This is a genomic window from Megasphaera vaginalis (ex Srinivasan et al. 2021) (assembly GCF_000478965.1).
Taxonomy (GTDB): domain Bacteria; phylum Bacillota; class Negativicutes; order Veillonellales; family Megasphaeraceae; genus Megasphaera; species Megasphaera vaginalis.
Window position 1 is genome coordinate 1 of sequence record NZ_AWXA01000032.1, and the last position, 21042, is coordinate 21042.

The 21042-nt window shown below is 51.4% G+C and carries 15 protein-coding genes and 1 riboswitch; of the genes, 2 read left to right on the top strand and 13 right to left on the bottom strand.

The window, feature by feature from the left end:
• Window positions 1–29 precede the first annotated feature (29 nt).
• The 12 genes from fusA to rhaD form a co-directional block, all read right to left on the bottom strand.
• Entirely contained in the window at window positions 30–2102 is a 2073-nt protein-coding gene (fusA, locus tag HMPREF1250_RS05420; RefSeq protein WP_023053641.1) for an elongation factor G, read from the bottom strand.
• A gap of 36 nt (window positions 2103–2138) precedes the next feature.
• Window positions 2139–2609: a 30S ribosomal protein S7 gene (gene rpsG / locus HMPREF1250_RS05425; protein WP_023053645.1), complete on the bottom strand. Its 471-nt coding sequence runs from the start codon at window positions 2607–2609 to the stop codon at window positions 2139–2141.
• A 53-nt stretch (window positions 2610–2662) separates the two neighbouring features.
• Window positions 2663–3034 carry a 30S ribosomal protein S12 gene (gene rpsL, locus HMPREF1250_RS05430; RefSeq protein ID WP_023053658.1) on the bottom strand — a complete coding sequence of 124 codons (372 nt, stop codon included), beginning with the start codon at window positions 3032–3034 and terminating at the stop codon, window positions 2663–2665.
• 82 nt (window positions 3035–3116) lie between these two features.
• Window positions 3117–3359, bottom strand: coding sequence for a ribosomal L7Ae/L30e/S12e/Gadd45 family protein (locus HMPREF1250_RS05435; protein WP_023053651.1), 243 nt, complete (start codon window positions 3357–3359; stop codon window positions 3117–3119).
• Window positions 3360–3638: 279 nt separating this feature from the next.
• A complete protein-coding gene (gene rpoC / locus HMPREF1250_RS05440; RefSeq protein ID WP_023053642.1) occupies window positions 3639–7874 on the bottom strand; it encodes a DNA-directed RNA polymerase subunit beta' in 4236 nt (1411 codons plus the stop codon).
• Window positions 7875–7903: 29 nt separating this feature from the next.
• Entirely contained in the window at window positions 7904–11611 is a 3708-nt protein-coding gene (rpoB, locus tag HMPREF1250_RS05445; RefSeq protein WP_023053635.1) for a DNA-directed RNA polymerase subunit beta, read from the bottom strand.
• Between the two features lie 229 nt (window positions 11612–11840).
• The gene (gene tyrS / locus HMPREF1250_RS05450; protein ID WP_023053654.1) at window positions 11841–13094 is read right to left on the bottom strand and encodes a tyrosine--tRNA ligase; all 1254 of its coding nucleotides are present in this window, start codon (window positions 13092–13094) and stop codon (window positions 11841–11843) included.
• 129 nt (window positions 13095–13223) lie between these two features.
• Window positions 13224–13838 carry a GDSL-type esterase/lipase family protein gene (locus HMPREF1250_RS05455; protein ID WP_023053644.1) on the bottom strand — a complete coding sequence of 205 codons (615 nt, stop codon included), beginning with the start codon at window positions 13836–13838 and terminating at the stop codon, window positions 13224–13226.
• A gap of 59 nt (window positions 13839–13897) precedes the next feature.
• On the bottom strand, window positions 13898–15367 hold the full coding sequence (locus HMPREF1250_RS05460; protein WP_023053649.1) for a tryptophan transporter: 1470 nt from the start codon (window positions 15365–15367) through the stop codon (window positions 13898–13900).
• A gap of 13 nt (window positions 15368–15380) precedes the next feature.
• A complete protein-coding gene (locus tag HMPREF1250_RS05465; protein ID WP_023053634.1) occupies window positions 15381–16067 on the bottom strand; it encodes an energy-coupling factor transporter transmembrane component T in 687 nt (228 codons plus the stop codon).
• Window positions 16064–16882 (bottom strand): energy-coupling factor ABC transporter ATP-binding protein, encoded by an 819-nt coding sequence (locus HMPREF1250_RS05470; RefSeq protein ID WP_023053643.1) that lies wholly within the window; start codon window positions 16880–16882, stop codon window positions 16064–16066. Before HMPREF1250_RS05470 ends, HMPREF1250_RS05465 begins: the two co-directional genes overlap by 4 nt.
• A 449-nt stretch (window positions 16883–17331) precedes the next feature.
• The gene (gene rhaD / locus HMPREF1250_RS05475) at window positions 17332–18183 is read right to left on the bottom strand and encodes a rhamnulose-1-phosphate aldolase (RefSeq protein ID WP_023053655.1); all 852 of its coding nucleotides are present in this window, start codon (window positions 18181–18183) and stop codon (window positions 17332–17334) included.
• A gap of 139 nt (window positions 18184–18322) precedes the next feature.
• A riboswitch (SAM riboswitch) is annotated at window positions 18323–18417 on the top strand.
• Between the two features lie 80 nt (window positions 18418–18497).
• Between rhaD and HMPREF1250_RS05480 the strand changes: the two genes are divergently transcribed.
• Entirely contained in the window at window positions 18498–19331 is an 834-nt protein-coding gene (locus tag HMPREF1250_RS05480; RefSeq protein WP_023053652.1) for a MetQ/NlpA family ABC transporter substrate-binding protein, read from the top strand.
• Window positions 19332–19431: 100 nt separating this feature from the next.
• Window positions 19432–20292, top strand: coding sequence for a methylenetetrahydrofolate reductase [NAD(P)H] (gene metF, locus HMPREF1250_RS05485; protein ID WP_023053639.1), 861 nt, complete (start codon window positions 19432–19434; stop codon window positions 20290–20292).
• 151 nt (window positions 20293–20443) lie between these two features.
• Here metF and HMPREF1250_RS05490 read toward each other — a convergent pair whose 3' ends face one another.
• On the bottom strand, window positions 20444–20920 hold the full coding sequence (locus tag HMPREF1250_RS05490) for an FMN-binding protein (RefSeq protein ID WP_023053633.1): 477 nt from the start codon (window positions 20918–20920) through the stop codon (window positions 20444–20446).
• Window positions 20921–21042: the final 122 nt, after the last annotated feature.

Below are 21042 nucleotides of genomic sequence, written 5' to 3' on the forward strand. Positions count from 1 at the left end.
AAAATTCCTCCAATAATGTAATAAAATTATTAGCCTTTATCACTGATGACTTTTTCAGCCACATTTTTAGGAACTTCTTCGTAGTGGTCGAATGTCATTGTGTAAACACCACGGCCTTGCGTGCGGGAACGCAAATCCGTTGCATAGCCGAACATTTCAGCCAACGGCACGAAGGCGTTGATATGTTCTGCTCCGGAACGCATTTCCATACCTTCCACCCGACCGCGGCGGGAGTTCAAATCGCCGATGACGTCGCCCATGTAATCTTCAGGAACGACAACTTCAACCTTCGTATACGGTTCGAGAAGAACCGGTTCCCCTTTTCGGGCACCTTCTTTAAAGCCCATGGAGCCGGCGATCTTAAAGGCCATTTCCGATGAGTCAACTTCGTGATAAGAGCCGTCGTAAACGATGACTTTAATATCCACCATGGGGAAGCCGGACAAGACGCCCGTTTCCATGGCTTCGCGAACACCGGCTTCAACGGAGCTGATATATTCTTTAGGAATGGCGCCGCCGACGACTTTATTTTCAAACTCGTACCCTTTGCCCTGTTCCTGCGGAATCAATTCAAGCCAGCAGTCACCGTACTGACCGCGGCCGCCGGATTGCCGTTTGAAGAAGCCGCGAGCCTTGACTTCCTTGCGAATCGTTTCACGATAAGCAACCTGCGGCTTGCCGACATTGCAATCTACTTTGAACTCGCGCGCCATGCGATCGACGATAATATCCAAATGGAGTTCGCCCATGCCGGAGATAATGGTCTGACCCGTTTCGGCATCCGTCTTGACTTTGAACGTCGGATCTTCTTCAGCCAATCGGGATAAGGCGATACCCATTTTTTCCTGGTCAGCCTTCGTTTTCGGCTCAACGGCAACAGAAATAACCGGATCGGGGAATTCCATTTTTTCAAGGATAATCGGATTTTTTTCATCGCAAAGCGTATCCCCAGTCGTCGTGTCTTTTAACCCGACAATAGCACCGATATCACCGGTATAGGAGATTTCGACTTCTTCACGGTGATTGGCGTGCATGCGCAGGATACGGCCGATACGTTCTTTTTTGCCCTTCGTCGAATTGTACACATAAGTGCCGGCTTCCAGCGTACCGGAATAGATCCGGAAGAAAGCAAGCTTACCGACAAAGGGGTCCGCCATGATCTTAAAGGCCAAAGCCGAAAACGGTTCTTTATCGTCGGCTTTACGGTGATCTTCTTCACCGGAATCCGGATTTGTACCGGAAACGGGAGGAATATCAAGAGGCGACGGCATATAGTCGACAACAGCGTCAAGGAGCATCTGAATTCCTTTGTTCTTGTAAGCGGAACCGCAAAGAACAGGGAACATGGCATTTGATACGACGGCTTTACGAATAGCCTTCTTCAGTTCGTCGACCGTGATTTCTTCGCCTTCAAGATATTTCATCATGAGTTCTTCATCAGTGTCACAAACCGCTTCCAACATGATCTGATGATATTCTTCAGCCTTTTCTTTCATGTCATCGGGAATTTCAACAACATCAATTTGTTTGCCGAGATCATCACCATATACTTCAGCTTTCATCGTCAACAGGTCGATGATGCCGGTAAATTCGGCTTCAGAACCAATCGGCAGCTGGATTGCAACGGCATTGGCCTGCAGTCTGTCTTTCATCATTTCCACGCAGTTCAAAAAGTCAGCGCCTGTCGTGTCCATTTTATTGATGAAAGCGATACGGGGAACCTTATAATGTTCAGCCTGGCGCCATACGGTTTCAGACTGCGGCTCTACCCCGCCTTTTGCAGAGAAAACGGCAACAGATCCGTCGAGTACGCGAAGTGAACGTTCAACTTCAACAGTAAAGTCAACGTGCCCCGGCGTATCGATGATATTGATACGGTGTTCCTTCCACTGTGCCGTTGTCGCGGCCGAAGTGATCGTGATACCGCGTTCCTGTTCCTGCGCCATCCAGTCCATCGTCGCGGCGCCGTCATGAACCTCACCGATCTTATGTACACGTCCGGTATAGAAAAGGATACGTTCTGTCGTCGTGGTTTTACCGGCATCAATGTGAGCCATAATACCGATATTTCTCGTTTTTTCCAAGGAAAACTCTCTTGCCACGATAATTTCCACTCCTCAATTATTAATAATTAGCTATTACCAACGATAATGAGCAAACGCTTTATTAGCTTCAGCCATCTTATGCGTATCTTCTTTTTTCTTGATAGCAGCGCCTGTATTGTTGAAAGCGTCCATCAATTCAGCGGCAAGTTTTTCTTTCATCGTGCGTTCACCGCGCTTACGGGCATAGCCTACGGTCCAACGGATACCGAGAGACAAACGGCGGTCGGCGCGCACTTCAACGGGAACCTGGTAGTTTGCGCCGCCGACACGACGGGCACGCACTTCCAATACGGGCATAACATTATTTAATGCCTGTTCAAAAACTTCCATGGGATCTTTGTTCATTTTGGAACGGATGATGTCGAATGCGTCGTATACGATCGTTTCGGCAACGCCTTTCTTACCGTCCAACATTACTTTATTAATGAAGCGCGTAACCAGTTTCGAGTGATACACCGGATCCGGCAGCACATCGCGCTTCGGCACAGGGCCTTTTCTTGGCATGTCTAATTCCTCCTTAAATGCAGGTCATCAAATTCATCGTTCATAAGCAAATCTTATTTTGCTTTCTTGGCGCCGTACTTCGAACGGGACTGCCGACGATCTGAAACGCCGGCTGTATCCAAAGCACCGCGAACGATATGATAACGAACACCAGGAAGGTCCTTGACACGACCACCACGAATTAAAACAACACTGTGTTCCTGTAAATTGTGACCAATGCCGGGAATATAAGCAGTCACTTCGATAGCGTTTGTCAGGCGTACACGAGCTACTTTACGCAGCGCAGAGTTAGGCTTCTTCGGTGTGGCAGTATACACACGAGTGCAGACACCGCGTTTTTGCGGGCAGTTTTTTAAAGCCGGCGCTGTCGATTTGCAGACGGAATCCTGACGGCCTTTACGTACCAATTGGCTGATTGTTGGCATATGGGCACCTCCTCTCCAAACAATTAGATTTATAATGTAATCATCAACAGGGCCCGGCCCTGAACAGATGATATTACCGAAATTATTTCAATAAACCGACGGCGGCGGCCTTGACCTTGATGCGGCAAGCCGCACCGAGTTCCTCCATCGTATACGATTTATCGACGGCTATACCGACTTCTGCAGCATAGCTCTCAAGCGGCGAGATCACGTTGGGGTCACTGTCGCTTGCCAGATACAACTGCGTAACTTCGTTTCGCTTCATCGCTTTGAAAGTCTGCTTGGCGCCGATCGTCTTCGCCGCAGCTTTTAAGTCCAGGCTCACGAAACATCACTCCTTACGCTGTAATTTGGGCGCAGAGAACACACTGCGACACTTAGTCATTTTAGCATTCCGCCCCATATATGTCAATTGATTTCCAAAAAAAACTGCATGCCCATCATATTCATGATTACACGGTTCCCTGCGTATCTTATCCTTTCTTCTATAAGGCGCGCCCGACTGTGGCGGCCTGTCCATGCGTTTCTTAAAATGGATATATTGATATAAAAAACACCTCGAATGCCGATTGACATCCGAGGTGTTTCTTAGAACGAAAGCGCTTTATTCAACACTTTCCATTGCTTCAGAGATTTCTTCCGTTCCCGCTTCAGGTTCATAAGAAATAAGAGGAATCGGTTTGACTACTTTGACCTTGCGATAACGGCTCATGCCGGTACCGGCAGGAATCAGTTTCCCGATAATAACGTTTTCTTTCAAGCCGAGAAGCGGATCGACCTTGCCTTTAATGGCCGCGTCGGTAAGAACCCGCGTCGTTTCCTGGAAAGATGCCGCCGAAAGGAACGATTCCGTAGCCAATGCGGCCTTCGTGATCCCCAAGAGTATCGCTTTGCCCAACGCCGGCTTGCCGTCGGCGTTTTTGATGCGGCGGTTCGCATCTTCATATGTATTGACATCAACATAGTCGCCTGGCAACACATCGGAATCACCGGCATCTTCAATCTTTATCTTGCGCAGCATTTGCCGCACAATAACTTCGATATGCTTATCGTTGATCTCAACGCCTTGTGACTTATATACCTTCTGTACTTCATATACCAAGTACCGTTGCGTCGCTTCCACTCCCTGGATCCGAAGGATGTCATGGGGATTGATGGATCCGGCCGTAATACGGCTGCCTTTCTCGATGACGTCGCCTTCGCGAACAACGATGTGCGAACCGTAAGGAATTGTGTAACTCCGTTCGTCACCGTCTTTTCCCATGACGTGAACAATATGAATGTCCTGATGGTCTTCTTTGTCCGTAATGGAAACGACGCCGTCGATTTCCGTAACGATGGCATTGCCCTTCGGCTTACGCGCTTCAAACAGTTCTTCGACACGAGGCAGACCTTGTGTAATATCGCCGGCTGAAGCGACGCCGCCTGTATGAAAAGTACGCATCGTCAGCTGTGTACCCGGTTCACCGATGGACTGGGCAGCGATGATACCGACCGATTCGCCGACGTTGACCTTACCGCCCGTACCGAGATCGCGGCCATAACACTTGGCGCAAACGCCGTAGCGGCTGTGACAGGTGAGCACGGAACGAATCCGCACTTTATCATAATATTTGACCACTTCTTTAGCGGCATCTTCCATAATCTCTTCATTAATGGGGACGATGATTTCCCCCGTATCGGAGTTAACCAGCGTTTCCGCCGCCGTACGACCGATAATCCGATCTTCAAGCGGTTCGATAACGCCGTCTCCTTCAACGATAGCCGTCACTTCAACGCCGCGAATATCATTATTGCGGACTTTTACCTCCGCCACATCGCTGGAAAGGATTCGTTCAATAGCATCTTCCGTAAGCGGCGTACCTGCAGGGCAGATTTCGATGCCGCGAGTATCGATAACGGCCTTTTCGACCGTTTTGGCCAGCATGTTTTCCACCATTGCCTGACGCAACGAAGCGCGAATGCTTTCTTCCGGCGCGCCGAGCATGACATTTTCAATGACGTTCGTATGATTCATGTCGTCATTGATATCCATCTGACTGCCTCGCAACGAAAGCTTCGGTATCTTATGCGCCACGATCGTGTCCATATCATCTGTTGTCAGGATGTGTTCCAGCGGAAAAATGGTTTCTCCCGTCTCCGGATCGACAACCTCTCTGGCCAGGACACGGCCGATCAATTTTTCTCGCAAAAGCGCCACCGCCTGGCGGCAGGAGCCGGCCAAGCGCGCCCGTTCCCGAACCAGATCAAGTCCGAACACGTCACAATCGTCTTCACGCACAATGACGTCTTGCGACACGTCGACCAGACGCCGTGTCAAGTAACCGGAGTCCGCCGTACGCAGAGCCGTATCGGCCAACCCCTTGCGCGCGCCGTGACTGGATGTAAAGTAATCCAATACGGACAGCCCTTCGCGGAAATTCGCTTTGATCGGCAGATCGATAATACGACCGGACGGGTCGGCCATCAGGCCTCGCATGCCGGCAACCTGACGAATCTGCTGTTTATTACCGCGGGCACCGGAATCGGCCATCATAAAGATTGAATTAAAGGAATCCATATTATCCATCATGGCTTCCGTAACGTCATCAGTTGCCTTTTCCCAGAGGGAAATGGTCTTACGATACCGTTCGTCTTCCGTAATCAGGCCGCGCATAAACATTTTATTGACATTTTGTACCTGCGCATCGGCCGTGTCAAGAATCGCCTTCTTTTCGGACGGCACTTGAATATCCGAAATGGCAATGGACATGCCGGCCTGTCGTGCATAGTGATAGCCGATATTCTTAATGCGGTCGAGCAGTTCTGCCGTATCCGTGTTGCCGACGAGATGGAAACAGGCATCGACAAGCTTACCGATCTGCTTTTTATTCATTAAGACGCCGAGGCAATCGACGGCGACATATTCTTTGCCCTCTTTAAAAGCCGCGACAGCCGCGCTGTCAACCTTACGGGGCGGCAACGGACGCGTTGCGAGAAGATCGACGCCGAACGTTTCCTTAAGTTCGGCAAAGCCGTAATCAAGGACACGGCCGTCTTCGTTTTTGATCTTAATCAAATGATCCGACGTAATCAGATTATTTTCGTAAGCAAACAGCGTATCCGCCGGATCGGAGAACACCATAACCTGATCCGTGTGATAGAGGCGAAGTTCCTTATACAGCTGATAATTGTACAGCAGGCGGCCGGCCGTCGTTTCAATCAGCCCGTGCTCGGGAATGCGCACCTTGATCAACGCTTCAATATCGATAGCCTTGGCATCATAAGCCAACATGACTTCATCATAGTTGGCAAAGAGTTTTCCTTCACCGACGGCGCCGGGCTTGACCAGCGTCAAATAATAGGCGCCGAGAACCATATCCTGCGTCGGTACGGCAACCGGTTTGCCGTCTTTCGGAGCAAGGATATTGTGCGCCGAAAGCATCAACGTCCGCGCTTCGGACTGCGCTTCAACAGAAAGCGGCAAATGGCACGCCATTTGGTCGCCGTCAAAGTCGGCATTGTACGCCGTACAAACCAACGGGTGGAGTTTAATGGCGCGTCCTTCCCAGAGAATCGGTTCAAAAGCCTGGATCCCCAGTCGATGCAACGTCGGCGCACGATTCAGCAGAACCGGATGCTCTTTGATAACGCCTTCCAATACATCCCAAACTTCATTCGTTACGCGTTCTACTTTCTTTTTGGCATTCTTGATATTTGTAGCCAAACCCTTTTCCACCAGTTTTTTCATGACAAAAGGTTTGAACAGTTCCAATGCCATTTCCTTCGGCAAGCCGCACTGGTGCATTTTCAATTCCGGCCCGACAACGATAACGGAACGGCCTGAATAGTCGACACGTTTTCCCAGTAAGTTCTGACGGAAACGGCCCTGCTTCCCTTTGAGCATATCCGACAAGGACTTCAAGGCTCTGTTGCCGGGGCCCGTAACGGGGCGGCCGCGACGGCCGTTATCGATCAAAGCGTCAACGGCTTCTTGAAGCATTCTCTTTTCATTGCGCACGATGATATCCGGCGCTCCCAGTTCCAAAAGACGGTTCAAGCGATTGTTGCGATTGATGACACGGCGGTATAAATCATTCAGGTCGGACGTCGCAAAACGCCCGCCGTCGAGCTGCACCATCGGACGAAGTTCAGGAGGAATGACGGGAATCACATCCATAACCATCCACTCCGGCTTATTGCCGGAATGCCGGAACGCTTCGACGACTTCCAAACGCCGAATAGCGCGTACACGGCGTTGGCCCGATGAATCACGCAATTCTTCGCGCAGCTCTTTGTTCAGTTCTTCCAAATCGAGTTCCTGCAACAACTCTTTTACGGCTGCGGCGCCCATGCCGACACGGAATTTTTCGCCATACATATCGAGATATTGACGATACTCCGTTTCCGTCAGCAGCTGCTTCTTTGCCAACGGCGTATCGCCAGGGTCAAGAACGACGTACGAAGCAAAATAGAGTACTTTTTCCAAGGACCGGGGCGAAATATCCAAGATCAGCCCCATACGGCTCGGAATGCCCTTAAAATACCAAATATGCGAAACAGGCGTTGCCAACTGAATGTGTCCCATCCGTTCGCGGCGAACTTTGGCGCGGGTAACTTCAACGCCGCAACGATCACAGACGACACCTTTATAGCGAATGCGTTTATATTTACCGCAATGGCATTCCCAGTCTTTAGTTGGCCCGAAGATACGTTCACAAAAGAGACCGTCCCGTTCCGGTTTCAACGTACGGTAATTGATCGTTTCCGGTTTCTTTACCTCTCCGTGCGACCATTCCAGAATTTTCTCCGGCGAAGCCAGACCGATTCGCATGGAATCAAATTCATTCACATCCAGCACTAATACCGCTCCCTTCTCAATTCCTGCACTTAGTCATCTTCATTCTCACCGGTTCCGTCAGCAGTGATATCATCGTAGTTCATGGCGATCAAATCATCTTCGCCGCCGTTATTGATCGGTTCCGCCTCTTCATCGGCAGTTTCTCCGATGCCGGCAGCCATCGGATCGACACTGACATCCCCTTCCATGACATGACGCAGGTCATCATTCTGTTCCGGTTCCATATCGTCTTCATCGTCCAATTCCTTAATAACGACTTCTTCACTGTCTTCATTAAGAATTTGCACATCCAAGCCGATGGCCTGCAATTCTTTAAGGAGGACCTTAAAGGATTCAGGGACGCCAGGTTCCGGTATATTTTCACCTTTAACAATCTTTTCATAGGCCTTGACACGACCGACAACATCGTCAGATTTCACGGTCAACATTTCCTGTAATGTATACGCTGCGCCGTACGCTTCCAGCGCCCAAACTTCCATTTCCCCGAAACGCTGGCCGCCGAATTGCGCCTTGCCCCCAAGGGGCTGCTGCGTGACCAGGGAGTACGGACCTGTCGAACGGGCGTGGATCTTATCGTCGACAAGATGATGCAGCTTCAGGAAGTACGTGTAGCCGACGGTAACGCGACGATCCATCGGTTCTCCCGTGCGGCCGTCATAAAGCACGGATTTACCGTCATCAGGAAGGCTGGCAATGCGCAGCGCTTCAAAGACATCTTCCGCACTGGCGCCGTCAAATACAGGCGTGGCAATGTGAATCCCTGCCTGATCCGGCTGCGGCATACCGTAGGTGTCGAAGTCATAGCCGGCCGCGCCGAGTCGTTTTTTCAATTCTTCCCGAAGCTTTTCATCGGGGTTCATGATCTGCAGGCCGATTTCGTGCATAGCCCATCCCAGATGAGTCTCCAGGATCTGCCCGATATTCATACGAGACGGTACGCCCAAAGGGTTCAAGACGATCTGAACCGGTGTGCCGTCCGGCAAAAACGGCATGTCTTCTTGCCGCATAACACGGGATACAACGCCTTTATTGCCATGGCGGCCCGACATTTTGTCACCTTCATGAATCTTCCGCTTCTGTGCAATGTAGACGCGGACCAGGTGATTAACTCCCGGCGGCAGTTCGTCGTTGTTTTCACGAGAAAAGACGCGAACGTCGACGATCTTGCCCGATTCACCGTGCGGCACACGGAGCGACGTGTCGCGGACTTCCCGTTCCTTATCACCGAAAATGGCCCGCAAAAGCCGTTCTTCCGGTGTCAGTTCCGTCTCCCCTTTCGGCGTTACCTTTCCGACGAGAACATCACCGGGGTACACATCGGCACCGATCATGATGATCCCCTGTTCGTCAAGATTTTTTGTGCTGTCTTCACTGACATTCGGAATTTCGCGGGTAATTTCTTCGGCGCCTAATTTGGTATCGCGGGCATCACATTCGTATTCTTCAATATGAATGGACGTATACAAGTCATTTTTCGGCAAATATTCACTGAGCAGAACGGCATCTTCATAATTATACCCTTCCCAAGGCATATACGCGACGAGAATGTTATAACCGAGCGCCAATTCGCCGCCATCAGTCGCCATGCCGTCGGCAAGGACCTGACCGGCTTCAACGCGTTCCCCTTTATAGACCAACGGATGCTGATTAATACACGTGCTCTGGTTGGAACGCATGAATTTGATCAGCTTGTACGTATCGCGTTCGCCGGTATCGGCAGTAACGACAATCTCATCGGCCGTAACACGGCTGATGACACCGGCATGTTTAGCCAGAATGCAGACCCCTGAATCGCAAGCCGCCTTATATTCCATACCGGTACCGACAAGGGGCGCCTGCGTGCGCAGCAACGGCACAGCCTGCCGCTGCATGTTCGCGCCCATGAGCGCACGGTTGGCGTCATCGTTTTCCAGGAACGGAATCATCGACGTACCGACGGACACGACTTCTTTCGGCGATACGTCCATAAAATCGACATGATCGCGACGTACTTCCAAAACTGCTTCACCGTGACGGCAGGCAACGCGTTCGTTGGCAAAAAGGCCGTCCTCCGTCAGCGGTTCGTTGGCCTGCGCAATAATATATTGTTCTTCTTCATCGGCCGTGATGTAATGCACGTCATTCGTGACCACATGCGTCTCTTTGTCGACACGGCGGTACGGCGCTTCAATAAAGCCGAACTCATTGACCTTGCCAAAGCAGGCCAGAGAAGAAATCAGACCGATATTGGGGCCTTCCGGCGTTTCTACAGGGCACATGCGACCGTAGTGCGAATGATGCACGTCACGGACTTCGAAGCCAGCACGTTCACGCGATAAGCCGCCGGGCCCGAGCGCGCTGAGACGGCGCTTATGGGTCAATTCCGCCAAGGGATTGGTCTGGTCCATAAACTGCGACAGCTGGCTGGATCCGAAAAACTCCTTGATCGCGGCGACGACGGGACGGATATTGATCAGTACCTGCGGCGTAATAGCTTCCGTGTCCTGCACGGTCATGCGTTCGCGGACAACGCGTTCCATTCGCGTCAAACCGATGCGGAACTGGTTCTGCAACAATTCACCGACGCAGCGAAGACGACGATTTCCTAAATGATCAATGTCGTCGACGTTACCGAATCCGTCCATTAAATTCAGCAGATAATCAATATTGGCGATAATATCTTCACGGGTAATCGTCCGATGTCCGTAAGGCAAATTACTGTTGTTGCAAATAATTTTATACGTCGATCCGTCCTGTTTTTCAACGAAAGCGGCAACTAAGCCGTCACCGGAAAAAACGCCGCTATCTTTAATTTTCTGTACTTCGGCGGCGCCGATTTCCGTATGAGCATCGACAATCACCTCGCCGGTTTCGGCATTGACGATCGGTTCATGCAAGGTCAGGCCGAACAGGCGGCGTTCCCAGCCGAGTTTCTTGCCGGCCTTATAGCGCCCGACACGGGCCATGTCATAACGGCGGGCATCGAAGAAAAGACCTTCGAAGAGGTTACGCGCGCTTTCCACCGTCGGCGGTTCTCCGGGACGCAGTTTTTTATAAATTTCCACTAAAGCTTCATCCTGCGACTCTGTCGTATCCTTCTCAAACGTCGCCATGAGCCGCTTATCATCGTAAAAGAGATCCAATATATCGGCATTCGTTCCCCAGCCCAGAGCGCGGATCAATACGGTCGCCGGAATCTTGCGGTTCCTGTCGATACGGGCATAAACGATATCATTGGCATCGGTTTCCAATTCGATCCAGGCACCGCGATTCGGAATAATCGTGGAACTGTAAAGCCGGATACCCATGGGGTCTATTTCACGGCCGTAATAAACACCTGGCGAGCGGACAAGCTGACTGACGATAACACGTTCGGCGCCGTTGATGATAAACGTGCCCGTATCGGTAATCAGCGGGAAATCGCCCATGAACACTTCTTGTTCCTTAATTTCGCCCGTTTCATGATTCACCAGGCGAATTTGGACGCGCAGCGGTGCCGAATATGTCGTATCCCGTGCTTTACACTCACGAATGTCATATTTCGGTTCGCCCAATTTGAAGTCTTCAAAGGACAACGACAAGTTACCAGACGCATCTTCAATCGGTGAGATATCCTTAAAAATATCCTTCAGTCCCTTTTCCAGGAACCATTCGTAAGATTTGATCTGCAAATCCAACAAATGCGGCATCTTCAAGACTTCGTTGATCTTGGCGTACGTGTATCGAGTCCGTTTCCCTACTTGCACAGGTTTGAACATGCTGTTACTTCACCCCTTATAAATATAAACCATCATACAGTGTGACAACTGCAGACATAAAGCGACAAAAAAGCAAGGCTCTGTCAAAACGTGAACCTTGCTTAATTTTTTCTTGACGGAAGTGCTTCCTCCCTGTATATGCACACTCTACTGGACATTCTGCAATGAGTTATTATAGCACAGCATTTATGCTCCGTCAACAATATTTTATGCGATTGTACTTGACTTTTTATTCAATTCGTGCCAACGTATAGTTTTTCTTTCCTTTGCGAACGATAACGAATTTGCCGCCCGAATTCTTATGAGGCACGACGATTTCGTCAAGGGACGTGATTTTGTTGCCGTTAATCGTAATCGCCCCATTCTGCACATCTTCGCGGGCCTGTCGTTTCGATTTACAAATGGCTGAATCGACAAGCCAGTCGACAACGTTCTTTTCATCGGCACTGACAGTGACAGTCGGCATCTTGCCGAAGGCCTGTTCCAGTTCGCCGCAAGACAGATCGGCAATGCTGCCGTGGTAGAGCGCTTCCGTAATATGCTGCGCTTCTTTCAGCGCTGCCGCACTGTGAACGAAGGTCGTTACCTCTTCCGCCAGGCGGCGCTGCGCCAACCGCTTTTCCGGTTCCTTTTCAACGGCCGCCGCCAAGCTGTCGATTTCTTCTTTCGACAGGAAGGTAAAGTATTTCAAGTATTTCACAACGTCGGCGTCATCCTGGTTCAGCCAGAATTGATAAAATTCGAAGGGTGACGTCTTTTCCGGGTCGAGCCAAATCGCTCCGCCTGCCGTCTTGCCGAATTTCGTGCCGTCCGCTTTCAGCATCAGCGGGATCGTCAAGGCAAAGGCCTTGGCTTCCGGCCCGTGAATGCGGCGGATCATATCGATACCGGCCGTAATATTGCCCCACTGATCGGCGCCGCCGATCTGCAGCTGTACATCATTGGCCGTAAAGAGATGATCAAAGTCGACGGACTGCAAGATCTGATAGGTGAATTCCGTAAAGGAGATACCCGCTTCCAAACGGCTGGCTACGACTTCCTTCGAGAGCATGACATTGACGCTGAAAAGTTTGCCGTAATCGCGCAGAAAACCGAGGAGATCGATTTTCGAGAGCCAGTCGTAGTTATTGACGATAGATATATTGGAATCTTCGCCGAACAGATGAATGAACTGGGCCTTCAATTTTTCGCCGTTTGCTTGAATCTTTTCCAAGCTCTGCAGCTGCCGTTCCGTCTTTCTGCCGCTGGGATCGCCGATCGCCCCTGTCCCGACACCTAAGACGATATACGGATGATGACCGGCCAGCTGAAACCGCTTCAGCATCATAAAAGGAATCAAGTGACCGATATGCATGCTGTCGCCGGTCGGGTCAACACCGCAATACAGTGAAACGCTTTTTTCCTCCGTCAATTGCCGTAACCCTTCTTCGTCGCTCATCTGGTTGACCGCGCCGCGCCAAGCCAATTCATCAATAATATTCATAGGTCAAACGCTCCTTTACAGATCAGTAAACTTTACTTAGTTATTGAACATATTATATATAATACTGTTTCCATCGTCAAACCAGTAAACAGACTGCCGACGGCAGCAGCCGACAGTCATGGCCGCAGATTATTCAACGCAATGGTTAACGCGGTCAGAACGCTGCCGACGTCCCTTTTCTCTTCTTGTGAGGTCGGCAATAACGGGAATGGCGGCCGCCGCAAAGGCTGCATATCCCCGTTGATTGGGATGCACACCATCGGCGTACAATCCCTTGCTGCCTGCTAACACGGCGGCAAAATCAACGATTCCCAAGCCCCGTCTGCCGCCTTCTTCTTTGATCCACCGACCATATGCAGTCAGCGCCGCCTGATGAGCCGCAACGGCTGCCGGCGCTTGCCAGCCGAAGTAAACGCTTTCCGCCAAAGTCAGCGGCGGAATCCCGACGATAAGCGGCAATGCCCTGGCCTGCACCATGTCTATCATGGCCAGCATATGTTTTTCTGTCTCTGTCAAAGCAATATCCTGCAACACATCGTTGGAGCCGCCCATCAGAAAAACGGCGCCAGGCAGTTCCGCCAATGCAGCCGGAAGTCGCAGTCGAATATCCTGCGTCGTTTCGCCGCAGACACCGCGGTTGACGACAGTCAGACCCAAATGCCGTGCAACCAGAGCCGGCCAACTGTCAGCCGGTACCCCGGGATAGCCGTAGGTCAGACTGTCGCCAAGACATAGAAGATCCATTCCTCTCCCTCTCTTTTGCGCAAAAAGGCAGGACTGCCGTACGGCCCCCTGCCCAAAAACTATGCATACTGTTTCAGATCCTGCAGCGCCGCTTCCGTAGAAAGCCAGGTAGACGGCATCCGATAACCGGCCTTTTCCAGATCAAGCTGACAGGCAAAGACTTGGGGAATCGCACGTTTATAAACGTCGTGCTCATACATGTACCGCAAGGTCGTTTCCAAATCGCCGTCACAAAGAAGCTTTCCTTCGTGCAGAAGAGCCAATCGATTGGCATACGGCAAAACCGCTTCCAACGTATGCTCGACGACGATGACCGTATGCCCGTACGTTGCGTTCAAATCGTGGATCAGTTCATAGAAAGCATGCGTTCCTTCCGGATCCAACGCCGACGTCGGTTCATCAAAGATGAGTATTTCCGGATTCGTCGCCAACACGCCGGCAATAACGAGACGCTGCCGCTGACCGCCGGAAAGATTCGTCAGCAGGCGCTTGCGATAATCACTGAGTCCCACTTTAGCCAGCGATTCCGTAATAGCCGCTTCGATTTTTTCCGGCGCTTCCCCTTTATTCTCCAGACTGAAGGCAATTTCTTCCTCGACAGTCATGGAAACGAGCTGGCTGTCATAATCGTCAAGCATCGTGCCAACGCTGCCTGCCAATTCGGAAATCGTCGTCTGTGTCGTCGCCTTTCCTTTTACATAGACCATCCCTTTCATGACACCGCCGAAATAGTGCGGTATTGCGCCGGTAAGGGCCATGCAGAGCGAACTTTTGCCGCTGCCGCTCTCCCCGGTAAGGACGAGAAAGTCGCCTTTTTGTACTGTCAGGCTCACGTCCTGCAGCACAGGCTTCTTCCGCTTATTATAAATATACGTCAAATGTTCAACAGACAGCAAGGCATCCGAAGCGGGCTGCAAGTCATACTCGCTGTGATCGGACGTGACCGTCCGCTCTTCAAGAGAATCCAAATAACCGCGGGAAACGAACAGCCGCAACGCCGGAAAGTACATAAGCGGCGTGACGACAGCATTTAGAAGACCGATAACAGCCACTAGCGGAAGCATCCCCGTGAGATATACGACAGTCGGCAGGTTCATGACGAATTTCAGTATCGTGACAAAAGCGCCGCCGCTGAGACAGGTGGCAATGAACCCGGTCAGCACAGGCAGACAGGAATGGCCCTTAAATTTAATGAACGAAAAATTTTTGACAACAACGGCACAAGCCACCGCCCCTATCGGTTCACTGATCAGATTGCCGTAAGGAAATCCCGATTTCGAGGTCAGGACATTGACGAGCGCGGCAACAAGGCCGATGCCGACGGCCTGTTTGTATGACGGCTTGGTCAGGCAAATGGCAACGCAATACGTTGCGATCGTCCAGTTCGGCGTAATGCCGGCCACACTGGGAGATACGAGATGAAGGATCGTGCCGATGGCCAGCATCAAGGTCGTGATCGTGATCCAGCGAAATTGCCCTCCCTGCCGGTGATGAAATTCCAAAGCAGCAATATTCTCTACCTTTTTCACTGTGCTTCCCCCCTTACGCCATAAGGCCGTTGATGCGGCTGTATACCAATATAATGCTGATGACGATCATGCCAAGAATCAACAACCGGTCGGTTCCCTTCGGCTTGACATTGGCCACAAAGCTGTGTTCACTGCTGCCAAACGCCCGCAGTTCCAAACTGAGCGCCATCGTTTCCGACCGCCCCAGCGATTTCAGCATGAGCGGCTGAATGACGGACATATAGTTTTTCAACTTTTTAAAAATATTCCCCTTGGTAGATAAGCCGCGACAGGCCTGCGCCTCCTGCACCGCCTTGCTTTCGGCAATGAAATCGGGCACGAAACGCAGCGCGGCCGTAAACATAAAAGCATATTCATAGGGGATTCTGATCTGCTTGACCAGCGCCGCCGTCAGATCCTGCAAGCGCGTCGTTGTCAACAAGATAATAAAGACGACGGTCATCGCCAGCATGCGCAGCCCCGTAACGTACGCGGAGGTAACGGAACCGCCGCCAAGAAGCTGCACGAGACCGAGAAACACGGCAAAGATACAAAGACTGAACAATGCTTTGCCATTACGGCCGAAGGTACCGCAGCTCGCCAATATCGCCACTTCAACGAGCACCAGAATGACCAGCGGCAGCGGCTGATACAGGACTAAAGCCCAGAATGAAAAGGCCAGCGTCCCCGTTAATTTCGTCAAAGGTACCAATTTTTTCAATATGCTTTTTCCCCTCCCAATCGCTTCAGCAATGCGTCCTTAAAGGCATCCATCGTCGCACAGTAGGGCATGCCCGGCACGGCCAGCGAAAGCGTTACCGCTTCCGGCCTGGCCAGGCCCAAATCATACAGATCGTCACGCCGCGTAAACAATTCTTCCGGCGTACCGTCAAAAACCTTGGTTTTCCTGCCGATAACCAGGACGCGGTGACAGTATGCCGCCAATATGTCCATATCATGCGTGATCAGGAGGATCGTAATCCCCTGCCGGTTTAATGCCGTCAACAACTGCATGAGCCGGTCCTTGTCGGCGCTGTCCTGCCCGCTCGTCGGTTCATCAAGGATAATATAGTTCGTTTTCATGGCGAGCGCCGACGCAATGGCTACCCGCTGCTTTTCACCGCGATTCAGATTCGGCGGATACGCCTCGGCCAGAGTCGTCAGATTTGTTGCCGCCAGAGCGGCGGCAACCGCCTTCCGCACCGCCTCACCCCGCAACCCCAGCTGCTGAGGCCCGTAAGCTACTTCGGCGGCTACGGTAGCGCGAAACATTTGCCGCTCCGGCCGTTGGAAGACATACCCCATGTAACGGCTGCGCTGCGCCGCATCGGCAGCCGTAATATCTTTGCCGTCCAAGCAGATTTTTCCTGTTGTCGGCTTTTCCAGTCCCATGAGAAGACGCGTTACCGTTGTCTTGCCGCAGCCGTTCCGCCCTCCGAGTCCGATGAACTCCCCGGTACCGATTTGCAGATCAATATGCTCCAACACGGTTGCCGTATTGTCATAGGAAAAACTTACATCTCTCATTTCCAACATCGCGTTTTTCTCCCCTTTTGCATACAAAAAAACCTTTCGTCCCTCAAAAAAGGGACGAAAGGTTGTCATTCCGCGGTGCCACCCCAATTGGCATGTTCCATGCCCGGCTCACTTGTACGGCCTAAGCGATACAAGGTTCTTTGATAGCGATGGAACTACACCGGCGCACCCTACTGGAAACATCGTTCAGGCCGCATCTCCCGAATCCATTCTACCCGCCGGTCCGTGCTGAACTTCCACTGCCATCAGCTCGCTGTAACTGCCCCACTCGGATATACTCGTTTCGTTCATCGATCTGGTATTTATGTTTGGACAGTATTATATACTGCACACTCTGTTCTTGTCAAGCAACGGACGGGCATCTTTTTGTACGGCAAAACATGCCTGCAAATGCCGTCGGCACACCATCATAGTTGTTCCGCGCAAAAACGGCGGAAAAAGCACGGCCCTTACGTCTTCCCTTTTGACGTCTCTTCCCCTAGCCGCAATGCGCCTTCGTGTAGAAGCAGGCCGAAGGCCGCCGCCAGATCCGACAAGTTCTGATTCGTCATCGCCTGCCGTTTGCCGCCCATAGCGCGGATTTTCACACAAATGGACGCCGCTTTTTCCAGCGAATCCATTAATCCGAAAGCGTCATCAAAATCGTCACCGCAAACGAAGGTGCCGTGATGCGCCCAGATGACAGCCCGATATCGCTCCATTTTCGCCAACGTCGCCGTCGCCACCGCTTCGCTGCCGGGCACCATCCAAGGTACGATACCGATACCTTCGGGAAAAACGAGGGGATTTTCAATATCCGCTTCCCACAGTTCCCTCGTAATGGCGGCATCGTCAATGGGAACGACGAACGTCAAGGCGATCAGATTTGCCGGATGCGCATGGTAAACAATGCGGTTGCGACTTGCATCCCGTCTCTTCTTCAAAGCCTGTGTCCGAAGGTGCGTCGGCAGCTCACTGGTCACGTTACCGCCCTTTTCCAGCCCCCAACGGACGGCATAGCTGCCGCCGTCGGCTGCCAGCTCAATAATGCCGAGACACTCTTCCGGAGCGGCAGCAACCTTGCTCATGTATTTGCCGCTGCCTGTAAGAAGAAAGAAATCGCCGCCCAATACCGGAAGCGGCATCGTCAAAGGCAGCCAGTTCCGTTTCGTACCGAAGCCCGCACGGCAAGCAGCCGCTTCCGCCGCCGTTAAACGATAGCTGAGATTACCGCCGTTTCGTTCATGCCAGCCGCGCTGATTCGCTTCTTCCGCCATATGAATGCAGTCTCTCACAAAGGGCTCGTGCAATACTTCCATCATTCGTTCCTCCTCATCATTCATGTCTTTTCAGGATAGCACAGGGATTTCTCCGCGTCTACAATTTTGCCGCAAAAAATCTATCCTCTTTCTTGACAATGATTCCTTTTCCTAGTAGAATGACAACCGAACAAGTTCATACATTTTATCCAGAGTGGCGGAGGGACTGGCCCTATGAAGCCCGGCAACCGGTAATACGGTGCCAATTCCTGCGGAAGCAATTCCGAGAGATAAAGAAACGGTACCCTCTTTCTTCTTTCGGAAAGAGGCTTTTTTATTGACTTCCGCTATACATTACCAAAGGGGGAATCCGTTAAATGAACCATTTCAAAAAATTATCTTTATTAGCGACGGCAGCACTTCTGTCGTTGGCAGTATTAGCAGGCGGCTGCGGCAGCAGCACGCCGGCAGGCGGTACGGAAAGCACGAAGAATACGACGATCACCGTCGGCGCCACACCGGTACCGCACAGCGAAATCCTGAATGAAATCAAACCGCTTCTGGCTAAAGAAGGCATCGATTTGAAAATCGTTGAATTTACGGACTATGTCAAACCGAATCTGGCGTTGGCCGACGGCGAACTTGATGCAACGTTCCATCAGCACGTGCCGTTTATGGATAAATTCAACAGCGAACACGGCACAAAACTCGTCTCAGCCGGAAAAGTCCACGTCGAACCGATGGGCGTGTATTCCCATAAGATCAAGGATCTGAAAGACGTACCGCAAGACGGCAAGGTGGCCATTCCTAACGACCCGTCCAATGGCGGCCGCGCGCTCCTCATTCTGCAAAGCGCCGGATTGATTACCTTGAAAGACGGCGGCAACATTGCGTCTACAGTGCAAGATATCGTCGGCAACGACAAAAATCTCCAATTCCTTGAACTTGAAGCCGCACAAGTTCCCCGCTCCCTCGACGATGTCGACATTGCCGTTATCAATACGAATTTCGCCATGGAAGCCGGTTTGAATCCGCTGAAAGACGCCCTTTTCCTGGAATCCAAGGATTCGCCGTACGCCAATATTCTGGCAATCCGCGCAGGCGATGAATCGCGGCCGGAAATCCAGAAATTGATCAAAGCGCTCCAGTCTCCGGAAGTGAAAAAATTCATTGAAGACAAATACCAGGGAGCCATTTTACCGAGTTTCTAAGGCGCCGCAGAAAGACCGGAATTCTCTTGAAAAATTCCGGTCTTTCTTTCATACTGTACATACAATCAGTCGTTTCAATTCATCATAAAGGAGACAGCCTATGACCGCCAGCCCCTCATTTCCTGACAGAAAAACATTTTCTCTTGAAGTCTTCCCGCCCAAAGCGGCTTCGCCGCTTGAACCGATGATCGCCGTCCTGCGTGAACTGAGCGAATTAAAGCCCGATTTCATCAGCGTCACCTGCGGTGCCAGCGGGCAAGGCGGAACGCGAACAGCGGAAGTCGCAGAAAAAATCATAACCGACTGCAAGCTGACCGCCGTCCCCCACCTGACTTGCCTAAACCTGACCGCCGCAGAGGTACTTGCCGTACTCAATGATTATCGCCAACGGCGTATTACCAATCTCCTGGCGCTCCGCGGCGACAGCGTTCCCGGACTTGAACCGGCCGCCGTCTTTCCTCACGCCATTGATCTGATCCGCTTCATCAAAGAACAAACAGGCGATGAATTCAACATTGCCGCCGCCTGCTATCCGGAGGGGCACCTTCAGGCTACCAGCCTTGACGACGACATTCATTATATGAAGGAAAAAGAAGCAGCCGGCGCCGGAAAATTTTTATCTCAACTGTTCTTTGATAATACCATCTTCTACCGCTTTCGCGAGCGAACCGCCGCTGCCGGTATAACCGCGCCGATTGAAGCCGGCATCATGCCGGTTACAAGCAAGAGTCAAATCGAACGGATGATCGCACTTTGCGGCGCATCGCTGCCGCAAAAATTCCGCCGTGCCATCGACGCGTACGGCGACGACCCGACCGCCATGCAGGATATCGGCATCGCCTATGCCATCGACCAAATTGCCGACCTTCTGGCCAACGACGTCGACGGCATCCATGTGTATACGATGAATAATCCTGATGTTACGCGAAAAATCAAGGACCGTATCCAATCACTATTATGATAAAAAGCGTTATGAAAACAAACGACACGCCGAACGTTTAAACAACGTTCGGCGTGTCGTTTTTCCGTCCGGCAAAACGGCGCAAAGTAAGCCAAAAACAAGCGCCGACCCTCGCTGCAATCGGCAGCGCGGCTAGCCACTATCTTCCCCTCTATTTCTGTGCGTCAACTAAGGCTTTCCGCGCCGCTTCGACAAACTGCGTATGCGAGACGGTCGCCCCAGCCACAGCGTCAACGGCATCGACAGACTGCGTTTTGACGAGGTCATCGCCATACATTTTCATGGACCGATACGCTGTTTGCGCCCGTTTATAGCGATCTTCGCCTAAATTCTTACCGTACGTTTCATCTTTTATCTTACCGTCTCTATCTATCCCCTTAACGACAACGCCGGTAATCTTGTGATTCCGCACGGTAATCGCCACATCTGTCTTACCCAACTTGTCGTCAGCGGAGCTTTCTGCCGTATACGTGCCGTCTTTACTCTTGCCTAAATCGGCGACAGCAGTTTGTGCACCGTCTCCCGGCTTCGACGCTTTAGCGCCATCGTCCGTTGTGCCGCAGCCGGCCAGCAACACTGCCGCCATCGCCACGGTACAACAGAATAAGCCTATCTGCTTTCCCTTCATCGCAATTCTCTCCTTTATTTTACAGATGATCTGTATATAGCGCAGGCAATCGCGCCAGTATAGTATGATCATACTGCACAGAGAAACGATTTTCAACTCCCGTGCAGCATAAAAAGCCGCTG

Coding starts and splice junctions, on each gene's coding strand:
- tyrS (WP_023053654.1), bottom strand. CDS start 13,094: ATGAATATTATTGATGAATTGGCTTGGCGCGGCGCGGTCAACCAGATG.
- HMPREF1250_RS05455 (WP_023053644.1), bottom strand. CDS start 13,838: ATGGATCTTCTATGTCTTGGCGACAGTCTGACCTACGGCTATCCCGGG.
- HMPREF1250_RS05490 (WP_023053633.1), bottom strand. CDS start 20,920: ATGAAGGGAAAGCAGATAGGCTTATTCTGTTGTACCGTGGCGATGGCG.
- rpoB (WP_023053635.1), bottom strand. CDS start 11,611: ATGTTCAAACCTGTGCAAGTAGGGAAACGGACTCGATACACGTACGCC.
- rhaD (WP_023053655.1), bottom strand. CDS start 18,183: ATGATGGAAGTATTGCACGAGCCCTTTGTGAGAGACTGCATTCATATG.
- rpsG (WP_023053645.1), bottom strand. CDS start 2,609: ATGCCAAGAAAAGGCCCTGTGCCGAAGCGCGATGTGCTGCCGGATCCG.
- metF (WP_023053639.1), top strand. CDS start 19,432: ATGACCGCCAGCCCCTCATTTCCTGACAGAAAAACATTTTCTCTTGAA.
- HMPREF1250_RS05480 (WP_023053652.1), top strand. CDS start 18,498: ATGAACCATTTCAAAAAATTATCTTTATTAGCGACGGCAGCACTTCTG.
- rpsL (WP_023053658.1), bottom strand. CDS start 3,034: ATGCCAACAATCAGCCAATTGGTACGTAAAGGCCGTCAGGATTCCGTC.
- HMPREF1250_RS05470 (WP_023053643.1), bottom strand. CDS start 16,882: ATGTTGGAAATGAGAGATGTAAGTTTTTCCTATGACAATACGGCAACC.